This window comes from Sphingomonas populi, assembly GCF_004208535.1.
Classification (GTDB): Bacteria; Pseudomonadota; Alphaproteobacteria; order Sphingomonadales; family Sphingomonadaceae; genus Sphingomonas; species Sphingomonas populi.
In genome coordinates this window covers 1-16,128 of the sequence record NZ_SGIS01000044.1, presented here as the reverse complement: position 1 = coordinate 16,128, position 16,128 = coordinate 1, and the positions used below count along the sequence as shown (strand labels likewise).

The 16,128-nt window shown below is 67.3% G+C and carries 18 protein-coding genes; 7 read left to right on the top strand and 11 right to left on the bottom strand.

Annotated features, from left to right (window positions below; translation table 11 throughout):
• Positions 1–113 precede the first annotated feature (113 nt).
• Positions 114–1,118: a sulfur carrier protein ThiS gene (gene thiS / locus EWE75_RS20470; RefSeq protein WP_130159952.1), complete on the top strand. Its 1,005-nt coding sequence runs from the start codon at positions 114–116 to the stop codon at positions 1,116–1,118.
• 120 nt (positions 1,119–1,238) lie between these two features.
• Complete coding sequence (locus EWE75_RS20465; RefSeq protein WP_130159951.1) at positions 1,239–1,409, top strand: CsbD family protein; 171 nt, start codon at positions 1,239–1,241, stop codon at positions 1,407–1,409.
• 58 nt (positions 1,410–1,467) lie between these two features.
• On the opposite strand, the gene EWE75_RS20460 is transcribed toward EWE75_RS20465, so the two are convergent.
• From EWE75_RS20460 to EWE75_RS20410, 11 genes are all read right to left on the bottom strand, one after another.
• Positions 1,468–3,105 (bottom strand): thiamine pyrophosphate-binding protein, encoded by a 1,638-nt coding sequence (locus EWE75_RS20460; RefSeq protein WP_130159950.1) that lies wholly within the window; start codon positions 3,103–3,105, stop codon positions 1,468–1,470.
• A gap of 251 nt (positions 3,106–3,356) precedes the next feature.
• Complete coding sequence (gene grxD / locus EWE75_RS20455; protein ID WP_130159949.1) at positions 3,357–3,689, bottom strand: Grx4 family monothiol glutaredoxin; 333 nt, start codon at positions 3,687–3,689, stop codon at positions 3,357–3,359.
• Positions 3,690–3,701: 12 nt separating this feature from the next.
• Complete coding sequence (locus tag EWE75_RS20450) at positions 3,702–3,935, bottom strand: BolA/IbaG family iron-sulfur metabolism protein (RefSeq protein WP_130159948.1); 234 nt, start codon at positions 3,933–3,935, stop codon at positions 3,702–3,704.
• A gap of 1 nt (position 3,936) precedes the next feature.
• Positions 3,937–4,260 (bottom strand): DUF1476 domain-containing protein, encoded by a 324-nt coding sequence (locus EWE75_RS20445; protein WP_130159947.1) that lies wholly within the window; start codon positions 4,258–4,260, stop codon positions 3,937–3,939.
• 217 nt (positions 4,261–4,477) lie between these two features.
• The gene (gene leuD, locus EWE75_RS20440) at positions 4,478–5,083 is read right to left on the bottom strand and encodes a 3-isopropylmalate dehydratase small subunit (protein WP_130159946.1); all 606 of its coding nucleotides are present in this window, start codon (positions 5,081–5,083) and stop codon (positions 4,478–4,480) included.
• Between the two features lie 167 nt (positions 5,084–5,250).
• Positions 5,251–6,690, bottom strand: coding sequence for a 3-isopropylmalate dehydratase large subunit (gene leuC / locus EWE75_RS20435; protein ID WP_130159945.1), 1,440 nt, complete (start codon positions 6,688–6,690; stop codon positions 5,251–5,253).
• 89 nt (positions 6,691–6,779) lie between these two features.
• Positions 6,780–7,733, bottom strand: a complete 954-nt coding sequence (locus EWE75_RS20430) for an NAD-dependent epimerase/dehydratase family protein (protein WP_130159944.1) — start codon at positions 7,731–7,733, stop codon at positions 6,780–6,782.
• Positions 7,734–7,770: 37 nt separating this feature from the next.
• Positions 7,771–8,658 carry an alpha/beta hydrolase gene (locus EWE75_RS20425; RefSeq protein ID WP_130159943.1) on the bottom strand — a complete coding sequence of 296 codons (888 nt, stop codon included), beginning with the start codon at positions 8,656–8,658 and terminating at the stop codon, positions 7,771–7,773.
• The gene (locus tag EWE75_RS20420) at positions 8,655–9,299 is read right to left on the bottom strand and encodes a CoA transferase subunit B (protein WP_130159942.1); all 645 of its coding nucleotides are present in this window, start codon (positions 9,297–9,299) and stop codon (positions 8,655–8,657) included. The genes EWE75_RS20425 and EWE75_RS20420 overlap by 4 nt, the downstream gene beginning before the upstream one ends.
• On the bottom strand, positions 9,299–10,507 hold the full coding sequence (locus EWE75_RS20415; protein WP_130159941.1) for an HAD family acid phosphatase: 1,209 nt from the start codon (positions 10,505–10,507) through the stop codon (positions 9,299–9,301). The genes EWE75_RS20420 and EWE75_RS20415 overlap by 1 nt, the downstream gene beginning before the upstream one ends.
• On the bottom strand, positions 10,504–11,208 hold the full coding sequence (locus EWE75_RS20410; RefSeq protein ID WP_130159940.1) for a CoA transferase subunit A: 705 nt from the start codon (positions 11,206–11,208) through the stop codon (positions 10,504–10,506). The genes EWE75_RS20415 and EWE75_RS20410 overlap by 4 nt, the downstream gene beginning before the upstream one ends.
• Before the next feature lie 149 nt (positions 11,209–11,357).
• Here EWE75_RS20410 and EWE75_RS20405 point away from each other — a divergent pair, with 149 nt between their 5' ends.
• The 5 genes from EWE75_RS20405 to nadA all read left to right on the top strand — a co-directional run bounded on the left by EWE75_RS20405 (position 11,358) and on the right by nadA (position 15,992).
• Positions 11,358–11,726, top strand: coding sequence for a BlaI/MecI/CopY family transcriptional regulator (locus tag EWE75_RS20405; RefSeq protein WP_130159939.1), 369 nt, complete (start codon positions 11,358–11,360; stop codon positions 11,724–11,726).
• Positions 11,723–13,300, top strand: coding sequence for a M56 family metallopeptidase (locus EWE75_RS20400; RefSeq protein ID WP_231708481.1), 1,578 nt, complete (start codon positions 11,723–11,725; stop codon positions 13,298–13,300). The genes EWE75_RS20405 and EWE75_RS20400 overlap by 4 nt, the downstream gene beginning before the upstream one ends.
• A 55-nt stretch (positions 13,301–13,355) precedes the next feature.
• Positions 13,356–14,213 carry an MBL fold metallo-hydrolase gene (locus EWE75_RS20395; RefSeq protein ID WP_130159964.1) on the top strand — a complete coding sequence of 286 codons (858 nt, stop codon included), beginning with the start codon at positions 13,356–13,358 and terminating at the stop codon, positions 14,211–14,213.
• Positions 14,203–14,928, top strand: coding sequence for a DUF4230 domain-containing protein (locus EWE75_RS20390; RefSeq protein WP_165388464.1), 726 nt, complete (start codon positions 14,203–14,205; stop codon positions 14,926–14,928). The genes EWE75_RS20395 and EWE75_RS20390 overlap by 11 nt, the downstream gene beginning before the upstream one ends.
• Positions 14,929–14,990: 62 nt before the next feature.
• Positions 14,991–15,992 carry a quinolinate synthase NadA gene (gene nadA, locus EWE75_RS20385; RefSeq protein WP_130159937.1) on the top strand — a complete coding sequence of 334 codons (1,002 nt, stop codon included), beginning with the start codon at positions 14,991–14,993 and terminating at the stop codon, positions 15,990–15,992.
• Positions 15,993–16,128: the final 136 nt, after the last annotated feature.

Below are 16,128 nucleotides of genomic sequence, written 5' to 3'. Positions count from 1 at the left end.
CCCCCTCATCCCCGTTTGGTGTCGTGCTATGTCCCGACCCGTGCGCAGGTGTCTCGACTTCGCTCGACACGAACGGCACAGGCGCGGCGCGGCACCGTAACGCAGGATACGATATGCATACAGATGGAACTCTCTCGATTCAGGTCAATGGCGAGCATCGCCGCGTCCGCGCCGGGCTGAGCCTCGCCGATCTCGCCGCCGATCTCGGCCTCGCGCCGGAGAAGGTCGCGGTCGAGCGCAATCTGTCGGTGGTGCCGCGCTCGACGCTGGCGCAGGTGCTGGTCGAGGATGGCGACGAACTCGAGATCGTGCATTTTGTTGGCGGTGGCGACCATGCCAAACCGGTCGCCGAGGATACATGGACGGTAGCGGGCCGGACGTTCCGCTCGCGGCTGATCGTCGGCACCGGCAAGTACAAGGATTTCGCGCAGAACGCCGCCGCACTGGAAGCGTCGGGCGCCGAGATCGTCACCGTCGCGGTGCGGCGCGTCAACGTGTCGGACCGCAATGCGCCGATGCTGACCGATTTCATCGACCCGAAGAAAGTGACGTATCTTCCCAACACCGCCGGCTGCTTCGATGCGGAATCGGCGATCCGCACGCTGCGGCTGGCGCGCGAGGCGGGCGGCTGGGATCTCGTCAAGCTCGAGGTGCTGGGCGAGGCCAAGACGCTCTACCCCGACATGGTCGAGACGCTGCGCGCGACCGAGGTGCTCGCCAAGGAAGGCTTCCTGCCGATGGTCTATTGCGTTGACGATCCGATCGCGGCGAAGCGGCTGGAGAATGTCGGCGCGGTCGCGATCATGCCGCTCGGCGCGCCGATCGGCTCGGGGCTGGGTATCCAGAATCAGGTCACGATCCGCCTGATCGTCGAGGGCGCCGGCGTGCCGGTGCTGGTCGATGCCGGCGTCGGCACCGCATCGGACGCGGCGGCGGCGATGGAACTCGGGTGCGACGGTGTGCTGATGAACACCGCGATTGCCGAGGCGAAAGACCCGATCATGATGGCCGCTGCGATGAAGGCGGGCGTCGAGGCGGGGCGGCTCGCCTATCTGGCGGGGCGGATGGGCAAGCGGCGTTACGCCGACCCGTCGAGCCCGCTGTCCGGGCTGATCTGACGAGGGCTGGCGCCCGTCCGAGGGCGCCGCGTTGGAACCAGGAAAGGGTTTGCGGGTTCTATATTCCGGGAGTGGTCAGCGCCCGCCAAGGGCGCGAATAAACCCGCAGGAGATTGAATCATGGGCGAACTCGTCGACAAGATCAAAGGCAACATCAACGAAGCCATTGGCAAGGCCAAGCAGCACAGCGACGATCCGGCGACCCGCGATGAAGGCGCCGCTCAGGAGCTGAAAGGCAAGGGCGAGCAGGTCAAGGGCAAGATCAAGGGCGCGCTCGGCGACGACATTTAATCGTCGCGACAGCCTTTGCGTAAAACGAGCCGCTCCGGGAAACCGGGGCGGCTTTTCGTTATGCGTCGCCCGCCAGCATCGCCCCCGCGCTGATCGCGCGCATCTCGGTCTTGAGGTGGAGCAGCTTGACGCCGCCTTGCGCGAGCGCACGGTCGAGCGCGGGCGCGAACGCGTCAGTGGTCTCGACCGTCTCGGCCCAACAGCCATAGGCGCGGCCGAGCGCGGCGAAATCGGGGTTGTGGAGCCGCGTGCCGCTCACCCGCCCCGGATAGTCGCGCTCCTGATGCATGCGGATAGTACCATAGCCGCTGTTGTCGATCACCAGCACCAGCATGTCGGCGCCGTGTGCCACTGCGGTGGCGAGTTCCTGACCGTTCATCAGGAAGCAGCCGTCCCCGGCGAGCGCGACGACCTGCCGGTCGGGATGGCGGAGTGCTGCGGCGGTGGCGGCGGGGACGCCATAGCCCATCGCGCCCGCCGTCGGGGCGAGCTGGCTGTTCAGCGCATACCGCCAATAGCGGTGCCACCAGCCCGAGTAATTGCCCGCGCCGTTGCAGATGATGCTGTCCGCCGGCAGCCGCTCGCGCATCGCCGCGACGCAGGGGCCGAGATCGAGCGCGAGGCCGGGGCGTGGGGCAGGGGTGGACCAGGCGAGATACTCGGCATGCGCTTCGGCGCCGGTCGTGCGCGGCGGTATGTCGATCGACAGCAAGCCGTCCGCGAACGATGCCATGTCCGCGCAGATCGCCAGATCGGCGCGATAGACGCTGCCGAGTTCGTCGGGATCGGGATGGACATGGACGAGCGTCTGGTCGGGATGCTCGGGTGTGAGCAAGGTATAGCCGTCGGTGGTCGCCTCACCGAGCCGGGCGCCGATCACCAGCAGCAGATCGGCGGCACGGATGCGTTCGACCAGCTTCGGGTTAGGGCCGTAGCCGAGATTGCCCGCCCACACCGGGCAATCGTTCGGAACCGAATCCTGCCGGCGGAAGGCGGATGCGACCGGCACGCCGCTGCGCTCCGCCCATAGGGCGATGTCGCGCGCCGCCGCATCGTCCCAGCCGGCGCCGCCGATGAGCAGCATTGGCCGCTCGGCCCCGCCCAGCGCGCCGCCGAGCGCGGCCATCTGGATCGGATCGGTTGCCTGTACGACGCGCTCGACGCGCGGCCGATCGACCGCCTCGACCACATCCTTGAGCATATCCTCGGGCAGCGCCAGCACCACCGGCCCCGGCCGCCCGTTCATCGCGGTGGCGTAGGCGCGCGCGATATATTCGGGGATGCGGCGCGCGTCGTCGATCCGCGCGGCCCATTTGGCGATGGGCGCGAACATCGCCTCGAAGTTGATTTCCTGAAACGCCTCGCGGTCGCGCGTGCCGCGATCGACGTCGCCGATGAACAGGATCATTGGCTGGCTGTCCTGCATCGCGACATGCACGCCGATCGACGCATTGGTCGCGCCCGGCCCGCGCGTCACGAAGGCGATTCCCGGCCGTCCGGTCAGCGCGCCATCCGCGCACGCCATGAAGCCGACGCCGCCTTCCTGCCGGCACACGACGAGGTCGATCGCGGGCGTGTCGTGCAGCGCGTCGAGCACCGCGAGGAAGCTTTCGCCGGGAACGGTGAAGATCCGGTCGCAGCCCTGCGCGCGCAATTGATCGACAAGGATGCAGCCGCCGGTGCGCGGATTGGTCATGGCACGTCTCTCAATGGATCGCCGACACTTCGGTGAGCATGTCGGAAAACCTTACATCCTCAGGGAAAGTCGATCGGCGCTATCCGCAAAACGCCAGCAAATTCGCCATTTGCGCAAATTGGCACGAACCCTGCTATAATAGGACCATGCCGAGCGGTAACGCTTCAGCAGGACGGGCCGATGCTGCCCCCGATCTCGCGTCGGCCCGTCCGCACCCGGCTTTCCCCGAGATACGGACGAACCGTCGAAACTCAGGCGGCTTTCACCAGCCCCGCGTCGGTCAGCAACTGCGCCAGCTCGCCGCTCTCGTACATCTCCATCATGATGTCCGAACCGCCGACGAACTCGCCCTTCACGTAGAGCTGCGGGATCGTCGGCCAGTCCGAAAACGCCTTGATGCCCTGTCGCACGCCTTGATCCTGCAACACGTCGACGCTGTCGAACTCGACGCCGACATGGTTGAGGATCGCCACGGCGCGGCTCGAGAAGCCACACTGCGGGAAGAGCGGGCTGCCCTTCATGAACAGCAATACGTCGCTCTTGCCGACCATGTCGGCGAGGCGGGCCTGGGTTTCGTCAGTCATCGGATGTTTCCTCTATTCTGGAACGGCAGTGGTAAGCTGGAGCGCATGGAGAACCCCGCCCATGCGTTCACCGAGCGCGGCATAGACGGCGCGTTGCTGCTTGAGGCGCGGCAGGCCGCGGAACGTCTCACTGGTGACGCGCGCGGCCCAGTGGTCGCCGTCGCCGGCGAGATCGGTCATCACGACATGCGCGTCGGGTATCGACGCGACGATCAGCGCCTCGATTTCATGAGCGGCCATCGGCATCTTATTCGGACGCCATCAACTGGCGGCGCGCCTCGACGGTATGCTCGTCGATCGCGCGGCGCACCAGGGCTTCGTCGCAGGGAATATCGGCGGCGGTGAGATCGCCGATCAGCTTGCGCACGACATCATCGTCGCCGGCTTCCTCGAATTCGGCATGCACGACCGAGGTGGCATAGGCGTCGGCCTCGGCCTGGGTCAGCTTCATCAACTCCGCCGCCCAATAGCCGAGCAGGCGGTTGCGCCGGGCGACGATGCGGAACGCCATCTCCTCATCGCGTGCGAACTTCGCCTCGAACGCGCGCTCGCGCTCGTCGAATGTGGTCATCTGGCTCTCCCCTCGGGCCGCAAAAATCTCGGTATGGAGATAGGGAAGGCGATGGGGTGGCGCAACTGCGCGCTGCGTGGTGGCCTTTGTTCGCGAGTCTTACTGTCTCCCCTCCCTGGAAGGGAGGGGCCGGGGGTGGGTTGGCCCGTGGTGGGCACGGCGCATCCTCGCGGGCCGACCCACCCCTAACCCCTCCCTTCCCGGGAGGGGAACGCGCTCAGGCGGCGGCGTGGAAGCGTTCGCCGGCCATGAAGGGACGGGCCTGCGCTACCCCGGCCTCATAGCCGGAGATGGCGGCATCGCGCGCCAGCGTCAGCCCGACCTCGTCGAGACCTTCCATCAGGCACTGGCGGCGGAATGGATCGAGTTCGAACGCGAAGCGGTCCTGAAACGGCGTCGTCACGGTCATCGTTTCGAGATCGACCGAGACGCTGTCGGTCTTCGCCACCTCGACGAGCCGGTCGACCGCGTCCTGCGGCAGCACGACAGTGACGATGCCGTTCTTGAACGCATTGCCCGAGAAGATGTCCGAGAAGCTCGGCGCAATCACGGCGGCGATGCCCATGTCGGCGAGCGCCCAGGCGGCATGTTCGCGGCTCGATCCGCAGCCGAAATTGTCGCCGGCGATCAGCACCGGCGCGCCCGCATAGCGTGGATCGTCGAAGATGTTGCCCGGCTCCGCGCGCACCGTCTCGAACGCACCCTTGCCCAGCCCGTCGCGCGTGACCGTCTTGAGCCAGTGCGCGGGGATGATAACGTCGGTGTCGATGTTCTTCGCGCCCCACGGATAGGCGCGGCCGGAGACTTGGGTGACGGGCTTCATCGGACGAATGCCTTCAAAGAACGGAGGTGTCGGATTGTTTTACACCGACGCCGCGTGGGCGAGTCAGCGCTCGCCGGTGGTCAGCGTCAAATTGGGGCGCGCCGTCGCGGCATAGGCGGCGACGCCGCTGACGATGGTGCCCATGATCAGCAAGATAAGTGCGCGCTTCATGCAGTGTCCCCCAAACCGAACTCGCGGACGTCGCTCAACCGGCCGTTGATCGCGGCCGCAGCCGCCATCGCTGGCGAAACCAGATGCGTCCGCGCACCCGGCCCTTGCCGTCCTACGAAATTCCGATTCGAAGTGGAAGCGCAGCGTTCGCCGGGTGGAACCTTGTCCGGGTTCATCGCCAGGCACATCGAGCAACCCGGTTCGCGCCATTCGAACCCGGCGTCCAGGAAGATGCGGTCGAGTCCCTCGGCTTCGGCCTGCCGCTTGACGAGCCCGGAGCCGGGCACGACCAGCGCGCGCACGCCGTCGGCGACGTGGCGCCCCCCGGCGATGACGGCGGCGGCGCGGAGATCCTCGATGCGGCCGTTGGTGCAACTGCCGATGAAGACATGCTGGACTGGCACCTCAGCGATCGGCGTGCCGGGCGTGAGGCCCATATAGTCGAGCGACTTTTGCGCCGCGACGCGCTTCGACGGATCGGCGAAGCTCGCGGGATCGGGCACCACGCCGGTGATCGGCACGACATCCTCGGGCGACGTGCCCCAGGTCAGCGAGGGCGCGATCGTGGTCGCGTCGATCAGGATCGATCGGTCATAGGTCGCGCCCGCGTCGGTCGGCAGCGTGCGCCAATAGGCGACCGCCGCGTCCCACGCGTCGCCCTTGGGCGCCATTGGCCGACCCTTGAGATAGGCGAACGTCGTCTCGTCGGGCGCGATCAGCCCGGCGCGCGCGCCGCCCTCGATCGACATGTTGGCGATCGTCAGCCGCCCTTCGATCGACATCTCGCGGATCGTCGAGCCGGTATATTCGATGACATGGCCGGTGCCGCCGGCGGTGCCGATCTGCCCGATCACATGAAGGATGACGTCCTTGGGCGTCACGCCCGCGCCGAGTTTGCCCTCGATTCGCACCTCGAAGGTCTTCGACGGGCTGAGCAGCAGGGTTTGCGTGGCGAGGACATGCTCGACCTCGGACGTGCCGATGCCGAACGCCAGTGCGCCGAGCGCGCCATGCGCCGAGGTGTGGCTGTCGCCGCACACCAGGGTCGTGCCGGGCAGGGTGAAGCCCTGTTCGGGGCCGACGACGTGGACGATGCCCTGCTCGGGCGCGACCGCGTCGATATAATCCACGCCGAAATCGCGCGTGTTGCGCTCCAGCGTGTCGAGCTGTTGCGCGCTGTCGGCATCGGCGATCGGCAAGCGGTGGCCCGCCGCATCGACGCGCGGCGTGGTCGGCAAATTGTGGTCGGGCACCGCGAGCGTGAGATCGGGGCGGCGCACGACGCGGCCATTGGCGCGCAATCCGGCGAAGGCCTGTGGGCTGGTCACCTCATGGACGAGGTGACGATCGATATAGACGAGGCACGTTCCGTCGTCGCGCTTCTCGACGACATGCGCGTTCCAGATTTTCTCGTACAGCGTTTGCGGGTTCGACATGCCGCCGCGCTTTAACCCTTTGATGCGCGATCGCAACCGTAGACTGCATGTTCATTGCGCAAACGTCGTGCGGCTAGGGCGCGCGTGCGTCAGCGGGTTTCCTTGGGCGAAACATATCGGGGATCGTGCGTGACCGGCGCCGGGGCCTGTCCCTGCAGCGCCGCAAGCTGTTCTGCAAAGCCGGTACGGCAGCGGAAGCCGAGCACGCGTTCGGCCAGACCGGCGTCGTACACGCGGTCGATATGCGCTGGCAGCGACCAGCCGCGCGCGGCGTAGAGCGTTGGCGCATCAGGAAAAGCGCGCGCGATCACCGCCGCCGCGTCCGTCTTCAGCGCGGCGCAATCGGCGCGCGTGAACGGCGTCGGCGCGGAGAGGATGAAGGTGCCGAAGCCAATGTCGGGCGCGCGCTCCAGCGCGACCAGATGGGCGTCCGCCGCATCCTCAACGGTGAGGCGACGGTGGAGCAGCTCGTTCGCCTTCATGTTCTCGCCATCGAGCGTGTGGTGCGTATCGTCATCCTCAGGAAAGAAGCGGCCGGTGCGCAGGATCAGCACGGGCAGGCGATGCTCGCTGTGGATCAACCGGCACATCTGCTCGGCGGCGAGCTTGGTGATGCCGTAGATGTTGCGCGGTTCGAGCGGGGCGAGGCTTTCGTCGATCCAGACCGCTTCGTCGCCCGCGCCGTCGCGGATCGCGGCGGATATCATCAGCGAGGTGGTCGATGTGAAGACGAAGCGGCCCGCGCCATGCGTCACCGCCGCTTCGAGCAGGTTGAGCGTGCCGGCGACATTGACGTCGATGAACGCCTGGCGCGGGTAGCGGACGATATCGGGCTTGTGGAGCGCGCCGCTGTGGATCACCGCGTCGAAGCGGTGTTGCGCGAACAAGCGGTCGATGTGTGCGCGGTCGCCGACGCTGCCGATCACGTCGGTGTCGGTGCCGGGTGCGACGTCCAGCCCGGTGACGACATGGCCGGCAGCGCGCAGGCGCGGCGCGAGGAAGCGGCCGAGCCAGCCTGACGATCCGGTAAGCAGCACGCGCATGTCGCAGTCTCCGCCAATCGACTTTGCGGGCCTGTCGCTATTGCCCGATTACTCCGTGCAGGAACGCCGCGCTGTCCGCCAGCACCGGCGCCTTGCCCCGGAATGGCACCGACAGCGCCATCACCACCTCCTCGTGACTGAGCCTGGGATATTCGCGAAATGTGACCGGCGCGCCAAGCGCCTTGAGGCGTTGCGTCAGGCTGATCGCGTTGCGCGGCTGCACTTCGGTATCGCCGGACGAGGTGACGAGCAGCATCGGCGGCGCGTCGGCGCGGGCGTAGGTGATCGGCTGAGTCGTGCGAGGATCGGCAGTGCCCTTGAACGCCTCGATCGCGCGCGGTGATGTCCAGGGGTAGAAATCATATGGCCCCGACAGGCCGACCACCGCCTTGATCGTGTCCGCCGGCAGCTTTTGCGAGGTGAGATAGCGCGGATCGAGCGCGAGCAATGCGATGATGTGCGACCCCGCCGAATGCCCCGCCAGCGCGATCCGGTCGGGATCGCCGCCGAATTGCGCGATATGGTCGTGAGTCCATTTCACCGCCTCGGCGCCATCCTCGACGAAGGCGGGGAAGCGCACCGCCGGCACCTTGCGGTAATCGGGCATCACGACGACGAAGCCTTGCTTGGCGAACGCGCGCGCGGCGAAGCGATAGCCGTCGCGCGACCCCGCTACCCAGCCGCCGCCGTAAAAGAAGATCACCACCGGCAGCTTCGCGCTCGACAGATGCGCGGGCCGCCATACGTCGAGCGTCTGGCCGTGGCTCCCGAACGGCAGCGCAACGCCCGGCCGCGCCGTGCCCCAGCCTCCGCCCATCGCGCCATCGAGCAGGCTCAACCGCCCCGGCGGCGAGAGCCGCCGCAGCACCGCCACCAGCGCCACCGCGATGACCAGCAGGCCGATCGCGGCGATGCACAGGATCACGCGATGGCGCTGGTGTAGTGCGCGGTGGTCTTGGCGGCGACCTCCTCGGTCGTCACGCCGGGGGCGAGTTCGATCAGTTCGAACGCGCTGGCATGATCGGGCCGGCGGAACACGCACAGATCGGTGATGATCATGTCGACGACGTTCTTGCCGGTCAGCGGGAGCGTGCAGGCCGGGATGAACTTGGGGTCGCCGTTCTTGGAGGTATGCTCCATCACGACGATGATCTTCTTCACACCGGCGACGAGATCCATCGCGCCGCCCATGCCCTTGATCATCTTGCCGGGGATCATCCAGTTGGCGATGTCGCCATTCTCGGCGATTTCCATCGCGCCGAGCACGGTCAGGTCGATATGCCCGCCGCGGATCATGGCGAAACTGTCCGACGACGAGAAATAGGCGCTTTGCGGCAGTTCGCTGATCGTCTGCTTGCCGGCGTTGATGAGATCGGGGTCTTCCTCACCCGCGAACGGGAACGGGCCGATGCCGAGCATGCCGTTCTCGGACTGGAGCGTCACCTCGACCCCCTCGGGGATATGGTTCGCGACCAAAGTCGGGATGCCGATGCCGAGATTGACGTAGAAGCCGTCCTGCAGCTCGCGCGCGGCGCGCGCCGCCATGTCGTCACGGGTCCAGGCCATTAGTGTTTCTCCGTCGGAGCAGGATCGGGCGGGGGCGCCTCGCCGGGCGTCCAGCGCTTGTCGGCGGGGAAGATCTCCGCCTGCGTGCCGTTGACGGCGGTGCCATAGGCCGGGTTGGGCAGCATGAACCAGCCATGCCCCCACAGCAGGTAGATCTCGCGGTTCGCCGTAAGCTGGCGCCGCTCGGACAAGGTGATGTCGCCGGCGTTGAACAGGTCGCTGAAATCGCCGAGCTGGTCGCCGACCATCGCGATCACGCAATAATGCACCGAAATGTCCTGGCGGCGCGCGTCCTTGCCGTTGCCGCTGCTGCCGCTGTCGCCCTTCAGCCACAGGTTGGTGCCATAGGCGACCGGGCCGACGCCGAGGCCGTTGAGCATCGCCGCAGTCTTCTCCGCGTTGGCGCCTGAACGGTTGCTGTTGAAGATCACCTCGACATGCGAATCGTGCGCGACCTTGATCGCTTCGGCCACGCCGGGCGCGAGCGACACCGCCTTGCTGCCCGAGCGTTCCCAGGCATCCCAGCGCGCCGCATTGTAGCCGCCGCCCGCCGCGAGGCTGGCCTGTTCGAAACCGAGGTTGAACACCACCGTCTCGTCGATATCGAACACGACGGCCATCGGCTTCTGGTCGCACGGCAGGAAGCTCGGGTTCTGGAGCGACGCGCCCGGCGCGAGCACGACCGAGCGCACGATATGCCCGATCGCGCGATCCGAGGTGACGCCGAGCAGATAGTTTTCGAGCCCGATATAGGTTTGCAGATATTGCGCCGAAGCTTCGCCCGAGCCGTAGAGATACTGGATTCCCGCCGGCACCGACGTCGTTGTGCGCGGTGCGGGCGGGGGCGGAGCCCCGCGCTTGCGCTTGCGCGGCGCGACATAGGTGCGCGATGCGGACGGCGTCTCGTCTTCCTGCGCGGACGCCTGCTGAAGCGCGATGTCGCTGCCGCCGCCCGGCTGGAGCATCGCCGCATGGATCGGCGCGGGTGCGGTCTCGGGGCCGGCGAATGCGGCAGGGATCACCGGCGGCGCGCCCGCAGCGGCGGTGGCATAAGCGGCGAGATCGGTATCGGTCTCGATCCGCCCGTTGAGGCGCGCGTCATAATGGCGCCGCCCCATCATGTCGGCCGCCATCGGGATTGCCGCAGCGCAGCCTTGCAGCAGCGTGACCGCCGCCAACGCTCCCGAAAAAGCGAGCGGTCGCCTCACGCAGCGCGTTCCCGCACGGTGCGGAACTCGATCTTCTTGTCGTAAGGGCTGCCGACGATCAGCCGCTGGACGTAGATGCCGGGCAGATGGATGCAATCGGGGTCGAGGCTGCCGACCGGCACGATTTCCTCGACCTCGGCGACGCAGACCTTGCCGGCCGTCGCCATCGGCTGGTTGAAGTTGCGCGCGGTCTTGCGGAAGATCAAATTGCCGGTGCTGTCCGCCTTCCAGCCCTTGATGATCGACAGATCGGCGCGAATGCCGCGTTCGAGGATATAGTCCTCTCCGTCGAAGCTCTTCACCTCCTTGCCCTCGGCGACGAGCGTGCCGACGCCGGTCTTGGTGTAGAAGCCGGGGATGCCAGCGCCACCGGCCCGGCAGCGCTCGGCGAGCGTGCCCTGCGGGCAGAATTCCACCTCCAGCTCGCCAGCAAGATATTGCCGCTCGAACTCCTTGTTCTCACCGACATAGGAGGAGATCATCTTCTTGACCTGGCGCGTGCGCAGCAGCTTGCCGAGGCCCTCGCCATCAATGCCGGCATTGTTGCTGGCGATGGTGAGATCCTTGGTGCCCGCGTCGCGAATCGCGTCGATCAGCCGTTCGGGGATGCCAGACAGGCCGAAGCCCCCCGCGCAGATCGTCATGCCGTCCTGAAGCAGCCCCTCTAAAGCGGCGGCGGCGTTCGGGTAGAGCTTCTGCATGCGTGTCCCTCCAACATTCGGCGGATAGGGGTGCGGTGCAGCACTGGTCAAGAGAGGCAAGCACAGGATTCGCGGCAGCAGGGCAAAGGGCATGTTGACTACAGTCGTAGTCGATGCGATTACATCTGTAGTCAGTACGGGAGTGAGTCGTGGCCGAACGGATCAGCGATGCCGAACATGCGGTGATGGAGGTGCTGTGGGACGATAGCCCGCTCACCGCGCAGGATGTGGGCGAACGGATCGCTCCCGGGCGCGACTGGTCCGCCAACACTGTCAAAACGCTGCTCGGGCGCTTGCTCGCCAAGAACGTGATCGCGCACGAGGCCGATGGCCGGCGCTATCTCTACCGCCCGCTGGTCGCGCGCGAGGAGTATGTCGAGGGCGAATCGCGGCGGCTGATCGACCGGCTGTTCGGCGGTAAACTCACGCCCTTGGTCGCGCATCTCGCCGAGCGCGATGCGCTGTCTTCGCAGGACATCGCCGAGATCGAAGCGCTGCTCAAGGCGTTGAAATCGTGATCGGCTGGGCGATCGAAGCGCTCGCCGGCTCCGCCGTGCTGATGGCGCTGGTGATGGCGATCCGCGGGCCGGTGCGCCGCGCGTTCGGGCCGGACGTCACCTATGCCTTGTGGGCGCTGCCGGTGTTGCGGCTGTGCCTGCCGCCGCTGCCTAAAATGGTGTCCGAAAGCCTGCACCATGTCGCCATCCTGCCGGTCGCGCAGGCGAGCGAGCACGTCACGATCCTGCTGTCCGCACCGGCGCGGGGCGCCGCGCAGTCGATCGGCTGGGAAGCGCTCGTGCCGGTCGTGGCGGCGGTGTGGCTGGTCGGGGCGCTCGGCTTCGCCGGCTGGCACATGCTCGCGCACCGGCGCTTTTGTCGCGATCTGCTCGACGGTGCCGCCACGCTGGAGGCGCACGGCGCGGTTCAGGTGATCGAGACGCCGGTCGCGCGCGGGCCGCTCGCGTTCGGCATCTGGCGGCGCTACGTTGCTTTCCCGACCGATTTCGGCGCGTTGTATGATCCCGCCGAGCGCGATCTCGCGCTGGCGCACGAACTTGGCCATCACGCGCGCGGCGATCTGGTCGCCAACTGGATCGCGCTCGCGGTGCTCGCCTTGCACTGGTTCAACCCGATCGCCTGGTACGCTTTCCGCGCCTTCCGAACCGATCAGGAAGTGGCGAATGACGCGCGTGTGCTCGCCGGGCGCCCGGCAATCACCCGCCACACCTATGCCTGCGCGATCCTGAAAGCGGCGCATGGCGGCGCGGTATCGGCGGCGTGCCACCTCCACACCATCGACGATCTGAAAGGGAGACTGAGGATGCTGACCACCCGCCGCATTTCCCGCGTCCGCCTCGCCGGCGGCACCGCCACCATCGCGTTGCTCGGCGTCGCCGCTTTGGGGCTGACCGCCTCGGGCACGCAAGCCGCCGAGCATGTCCGTACCCAGGTGAAGACCGTGACCGGGATCGATCTGGCCGCGCTCGACCGTGCCGCGCCGATCGCCACCTTCGCGGCGGCTGCGCCCGATCTGCCCGCGACGGGTGTGGAGCAGGCCAGTCCTGTCCCGCCCGCATCATCCGATGTACCGGTCGTTCCGCCGGCGTCGTCCGACGTGCCGGTCATCCCGGTCGTACCGCCCGCGCCTGCGGTGCGCGATGCGAATGCTCTCGTCACCGGCGAGCATACCGAATCGACCGATGGCCGCGTGACACGTCGCCACTTCGTTCGGATCGGCAAGGATGGCGATATCGTCACCGACGACACCTTCGGCAATCTGCCGCGCGTGTCCTCGGCGAGTTGCGGCGGCGCCGACCGGCCGCTGGTCATCAAGGAAGAGCATGACGGCAAGCGCAGCATCACCATCTGCACCGACCGGATTGAGCGCGCGGCATCCCGCAGCGCGGAAATGGCGGCGAACAGCGCGGCGATGCAAAAGACCGCGTACCGCTCGGCGCTCGACGGTCTGCGCCGCGCGCGCGCCAGCGTCACCGACAACGCGCATATGCCAGTGGAGGCACGGCGCGAGGCGTTGCAGGCGATCGACGCGTCGCTCACCGAGCTTCAGGCCGATATCGCCCGCGCCGATTGACCGCGCGGCGGGCGCGGACTTGCGTTCCGCGCCCGCCGCCGCCACATCGACCGGCATGGACGAGCAGCACACCGGCACCGCGCAATCGCTTGAGCCGCGCGTCGCGCGGCTACTCGCGCCCAATCCGTCGCCCTTCACCTATACCGGCACGCAGACCTATCTGGTCGGCACCACCGATCTTGCCGTGATCGATCCCGGCCCCGATGCGCCCGAGCATATCGACGCGATCGTCGCCGCCATCGCCGGGCGGCCGCTCACCGCGATCGTCATCACCCACACCCACCGCGACCATAGCCCCGGCTCGCGTCCCCTCGCCGCGCGGACCGGCGCGCCGATCGTCGGCTGCGCGCCGCTGGTCGTCGCCGATACCGGCCCGCGCCTCGAAGCGGGGTTCGATCCCGATTACGCACCCGACCGCATCCTCGCCGATGGCGAGGCGGTGGCGGGGCAGGGCTGGACGCTGCGCGCGGTCCACACCCCCGGCCACACCTCCAACCACCTCTGCTTCGCGCTGGAGGAGACGGGCGCGCTGTTCACCGGCGATCATGTGATGGGCTGGTCGACCAGCGTGGTCGCCCCGCCCGATGGCGACATGGCCGATTATATGGCCAGCCTCGACCGGCTGATGCACCGCGAAGACCGCGTCTATTACCCCGCGCACGGCGAGCCGATCGAAAACCCGCGCCGGCTGGTGCGCGGCATGATGGGGCACCGCAAGCAGCGCGAGGGGCAGATCCTCCGCCTGCTCCGCGAAGGATCGCGGCCGGTGCCCGCGATGGTCGAGCGTATGTACGCCGGGCTCGATCCACGGCTGTTCCCCGCCGCCGGGCGCTCTGTGCTTGCGCACCTCATCGACCTGCGCACGCGCGGGCTGGTGACCGAGGATGGCGAGATCTGGTCCCATGTCGGCTGAGTCGCCGCGCCGCGCGGCCGGGCTGATGTCAGCGCTCGCCGGCGCGATCGTGCTGGCGGTGGTGGTCGCGCTCGGCGTCGGCGGCTATCTCGCCTATCAGCGCTATACGACGCGCTATACGGTCGAGCGCGAGAGCGACGGGCTGGTCGTATCGAAGGTGGTCGATGCGCGGCTCGCTGGCGCCACCGATCTGCGCGTCAGCCGGCTGACTGGCACCGTTCAGGCGACCGCATCCGATTCGGGCTGGGGCGGCATCCTGCCGTCGGGGCTGGTGTTCAAGGCGCCGTTCGAGGCCGATTATTTCGTCGATCTCGCCAAGCTCGATCGCGGCCACTTCTTCTGGAACGCCAAGACGAAGACGCTGATCGTCACGCCGCCCGACGTGCGCGTCGACAGCGTCAACGTCGACGAGGGTCGCGCGACGGTGGATCAGGCGACCGGCCTCATCGTCACGCGCGGCGCGATGGCGCGGTTGCGCCAGCGCGCTTCGTCCCGCGCCGCGCAGGTCGTGCAGGGCGAGGCGGCGAGCGCGAAGAACATGGTGCGCGCGCGCGAGAATGCGCGGCGCGAGATCGCCGATCTCTACCAACGCCCGCTCAGCACCGCCGGCGTGGACGCGCACGTCGTCGTGCAGTTCGAGGGCGAGGGCAGCCGCAACACCGAACAATGGGACCGCAGCCGTTCGATCGAGGAAATCCTCGCCGAAGGGCGGTGAGCGATCCCGGCTGACAACCGCCGCGCGACTCCCTATCTGGGCGCGCGAGGGAGACTTTGCGCATGACCGTCCAGACCCAAGACTTGCAGGGGCTCGATCTGCGCGCCGAGATCGACCGGCTGCGCAAGGAGCGCAACGCCGTCATCCTCGCGCACTACTACCAGAAGCCAGAGATTCAGGATCTCGCCGATTTCGTCGGGGATAGCCTTGATCTCTCGCGCAAGGCGCAGGCGACCGACGCCGACGTGATCGCCTTCTGCGGCGTGCGCTTCATGGCCGAGACGGCGAAGATCCTTTCGCCCGAGAAGATCGTCGTGCTGCCCGACATGGACGCCGGCTGTTCGCTTGAGGATAGTTGCCCGCCCGAGCAGTTCGCCGCGTTCCGCGCCGCGCACCCCGATCACATCGCGCTCACCTACATCAACTGCTCGACCGAGGTGAAGGCGCTCTCCGACGTGATCGTCACATCGTCGTCGGCGGAAAAGATCCTCAGCCAGATCCCGGCGGGCCAGAAGATCATCTTCGGCCCCGACAAGAACCTCGGCGGGTATCTCGCCCGCAAGACCGGGCGCGAGATGCTGCTGTGGCCGGGCGTGTGCATCGTCCACGAGGCGTTCAGCGAGACGGAATTGCTCAAGCTCCAGATCGAGCATCCCGGTGCGCCGGTCGCCGCGCATCCCGAATGCCCGCCCTATATCCTCGATCATGCCGATTATGTCGGCTCGACCAGCGGCATCCTCGCTTTCGCGGATACGATGCCCGGCGACACGCTGATCGTCGCGACCGAGCCGCACATCATCCACCAGATGCAGAAGGCGGCGCCGCTCAAGACTTTCATCGGCGCGCCCGGCGCCGACGGCAATTGCAACTGCAACATCTGCCCGTACATGGCGCTCAACACGCTCGAGAAACTGTACCTCGCGCTGCGCGACCTCACCCCGCGCGTCGAGATCGAGGAGGGATTGCGGCTGCAAGCCAAGAAGAGCCTCGATGCGATGCTGGCGATGGCATCGGGCACGGTCGGACTGGGCGATCTGGGGCCGCTCAAGGTCGGCGCGGAATAACGCAACCTGCTCCCCTCCCTGAAAGCAGGGCTATCGCATTTGAGCGAGGAGAGAAGAGAGATAGTCGTCGTGCCATCCGGCGTGTTTAAATTTTCTGCGGATGGAGAGTTTTCGGGTGTCGTGCTGGAGCAAATTG

Bases quoted from the DNA above. Each gene is read 5' to 3' on its own strand.
- thiS (WP_130159952.1), top strand. From the start codon at position 114: ATGCATACAGATGGAACTCTCTCGATTCAGGTCAATGGCGAGCATCGC.
- EWE75_RS20465 (WP_130159951.1), top strand. From the start codon at position 1,239: ATGGGCGAACTCGTCGACAAGATCAAAGGCAACATCAACGAAGCCATT.
- EWE75_RS20460 (WP_130159950.1), bottom strand. From the start codon at position 3,105: ATGACCAATCCGCGCACCGGCGGCTGCATCCTTGTCGATCAATTGCGC.
- grxD (WP_130159949.1), bottom strand. From the start codon at position 3,689: ATGACTGACGAAACCCAGGCCCGCCTCGCCGACATGGTCGGCAAGAGC.
- EWE75_RS20450 (WP_130159948.1), bottom strand. From the start codon at position 3,935: ATGCCGATGGCCGCTCATGAAATCGAGGCGCTGATCGTCGCGTCGATA.
- EWE75_RS20445 (WP_130159947.1), bottom strand. From the start codon at position 4,260: ATGACCACATTCGACGAGCGCGAGCGCGCGTTCGAGGCGAAGTTCGCA.
- leuD (WP_130159946.1), bottom strand. From the start codon at position 5,083: ATGAAGCCCGTCACCCAAGTCTCCGGCCGCGCCTATCCGTGGGGCGCG.
- leuC (WP_130159945.1), bottom strand. From the start codon at position 6,690: ATGTCGAACCCGCAAACGCTGTACGAGAAAATCTGGAACGCGCATGTC.
- EWE75_RS20430 (WP_130159944.1), bottom strand. From the start codon at position 7,733: ATGCGCGTGCTGCTTACCGGATCGTCAGGCTGGCTCGGCCGCTTCCTC.
- EWE75_RS20420 (WP_130159942.1), bottom strand. From the start codon at position 9,299: ATGGCCTGGACCCGTGACGACATGGCGGCGCGCGCCGCGCGCGAGCTG.
- EWE75_RS20410 (WP_130159940.1), bottom strand. From the start codon at position 11,208: ATGCAGAAGCTCTACCCGAACGCCGCCGCCGCTTTAGAGGGGCTGCTT.
- EWE75_RS20395 (WP_130159964.1), top strand. From the start codon at position 13,356: ATGGACGAGCAGCACACCGGCACCGCGCAATCGCTTGAGCCGCGCGTC.
- EWE75_RS20390 (WP_165388464.1), top strand. From the start codon at position 14,203: ATGTCGGCTGAGTCGCCGCGCCGCGCGGCCGGGCTGATGTCAGCGCTC.
- nadA (WP_130159937.1), top strand. From the start codon at position 14,991: ATGACCGTCCAGACCCAAGACTTGCAGGGGCTCGATCTGCGCGCCGAG.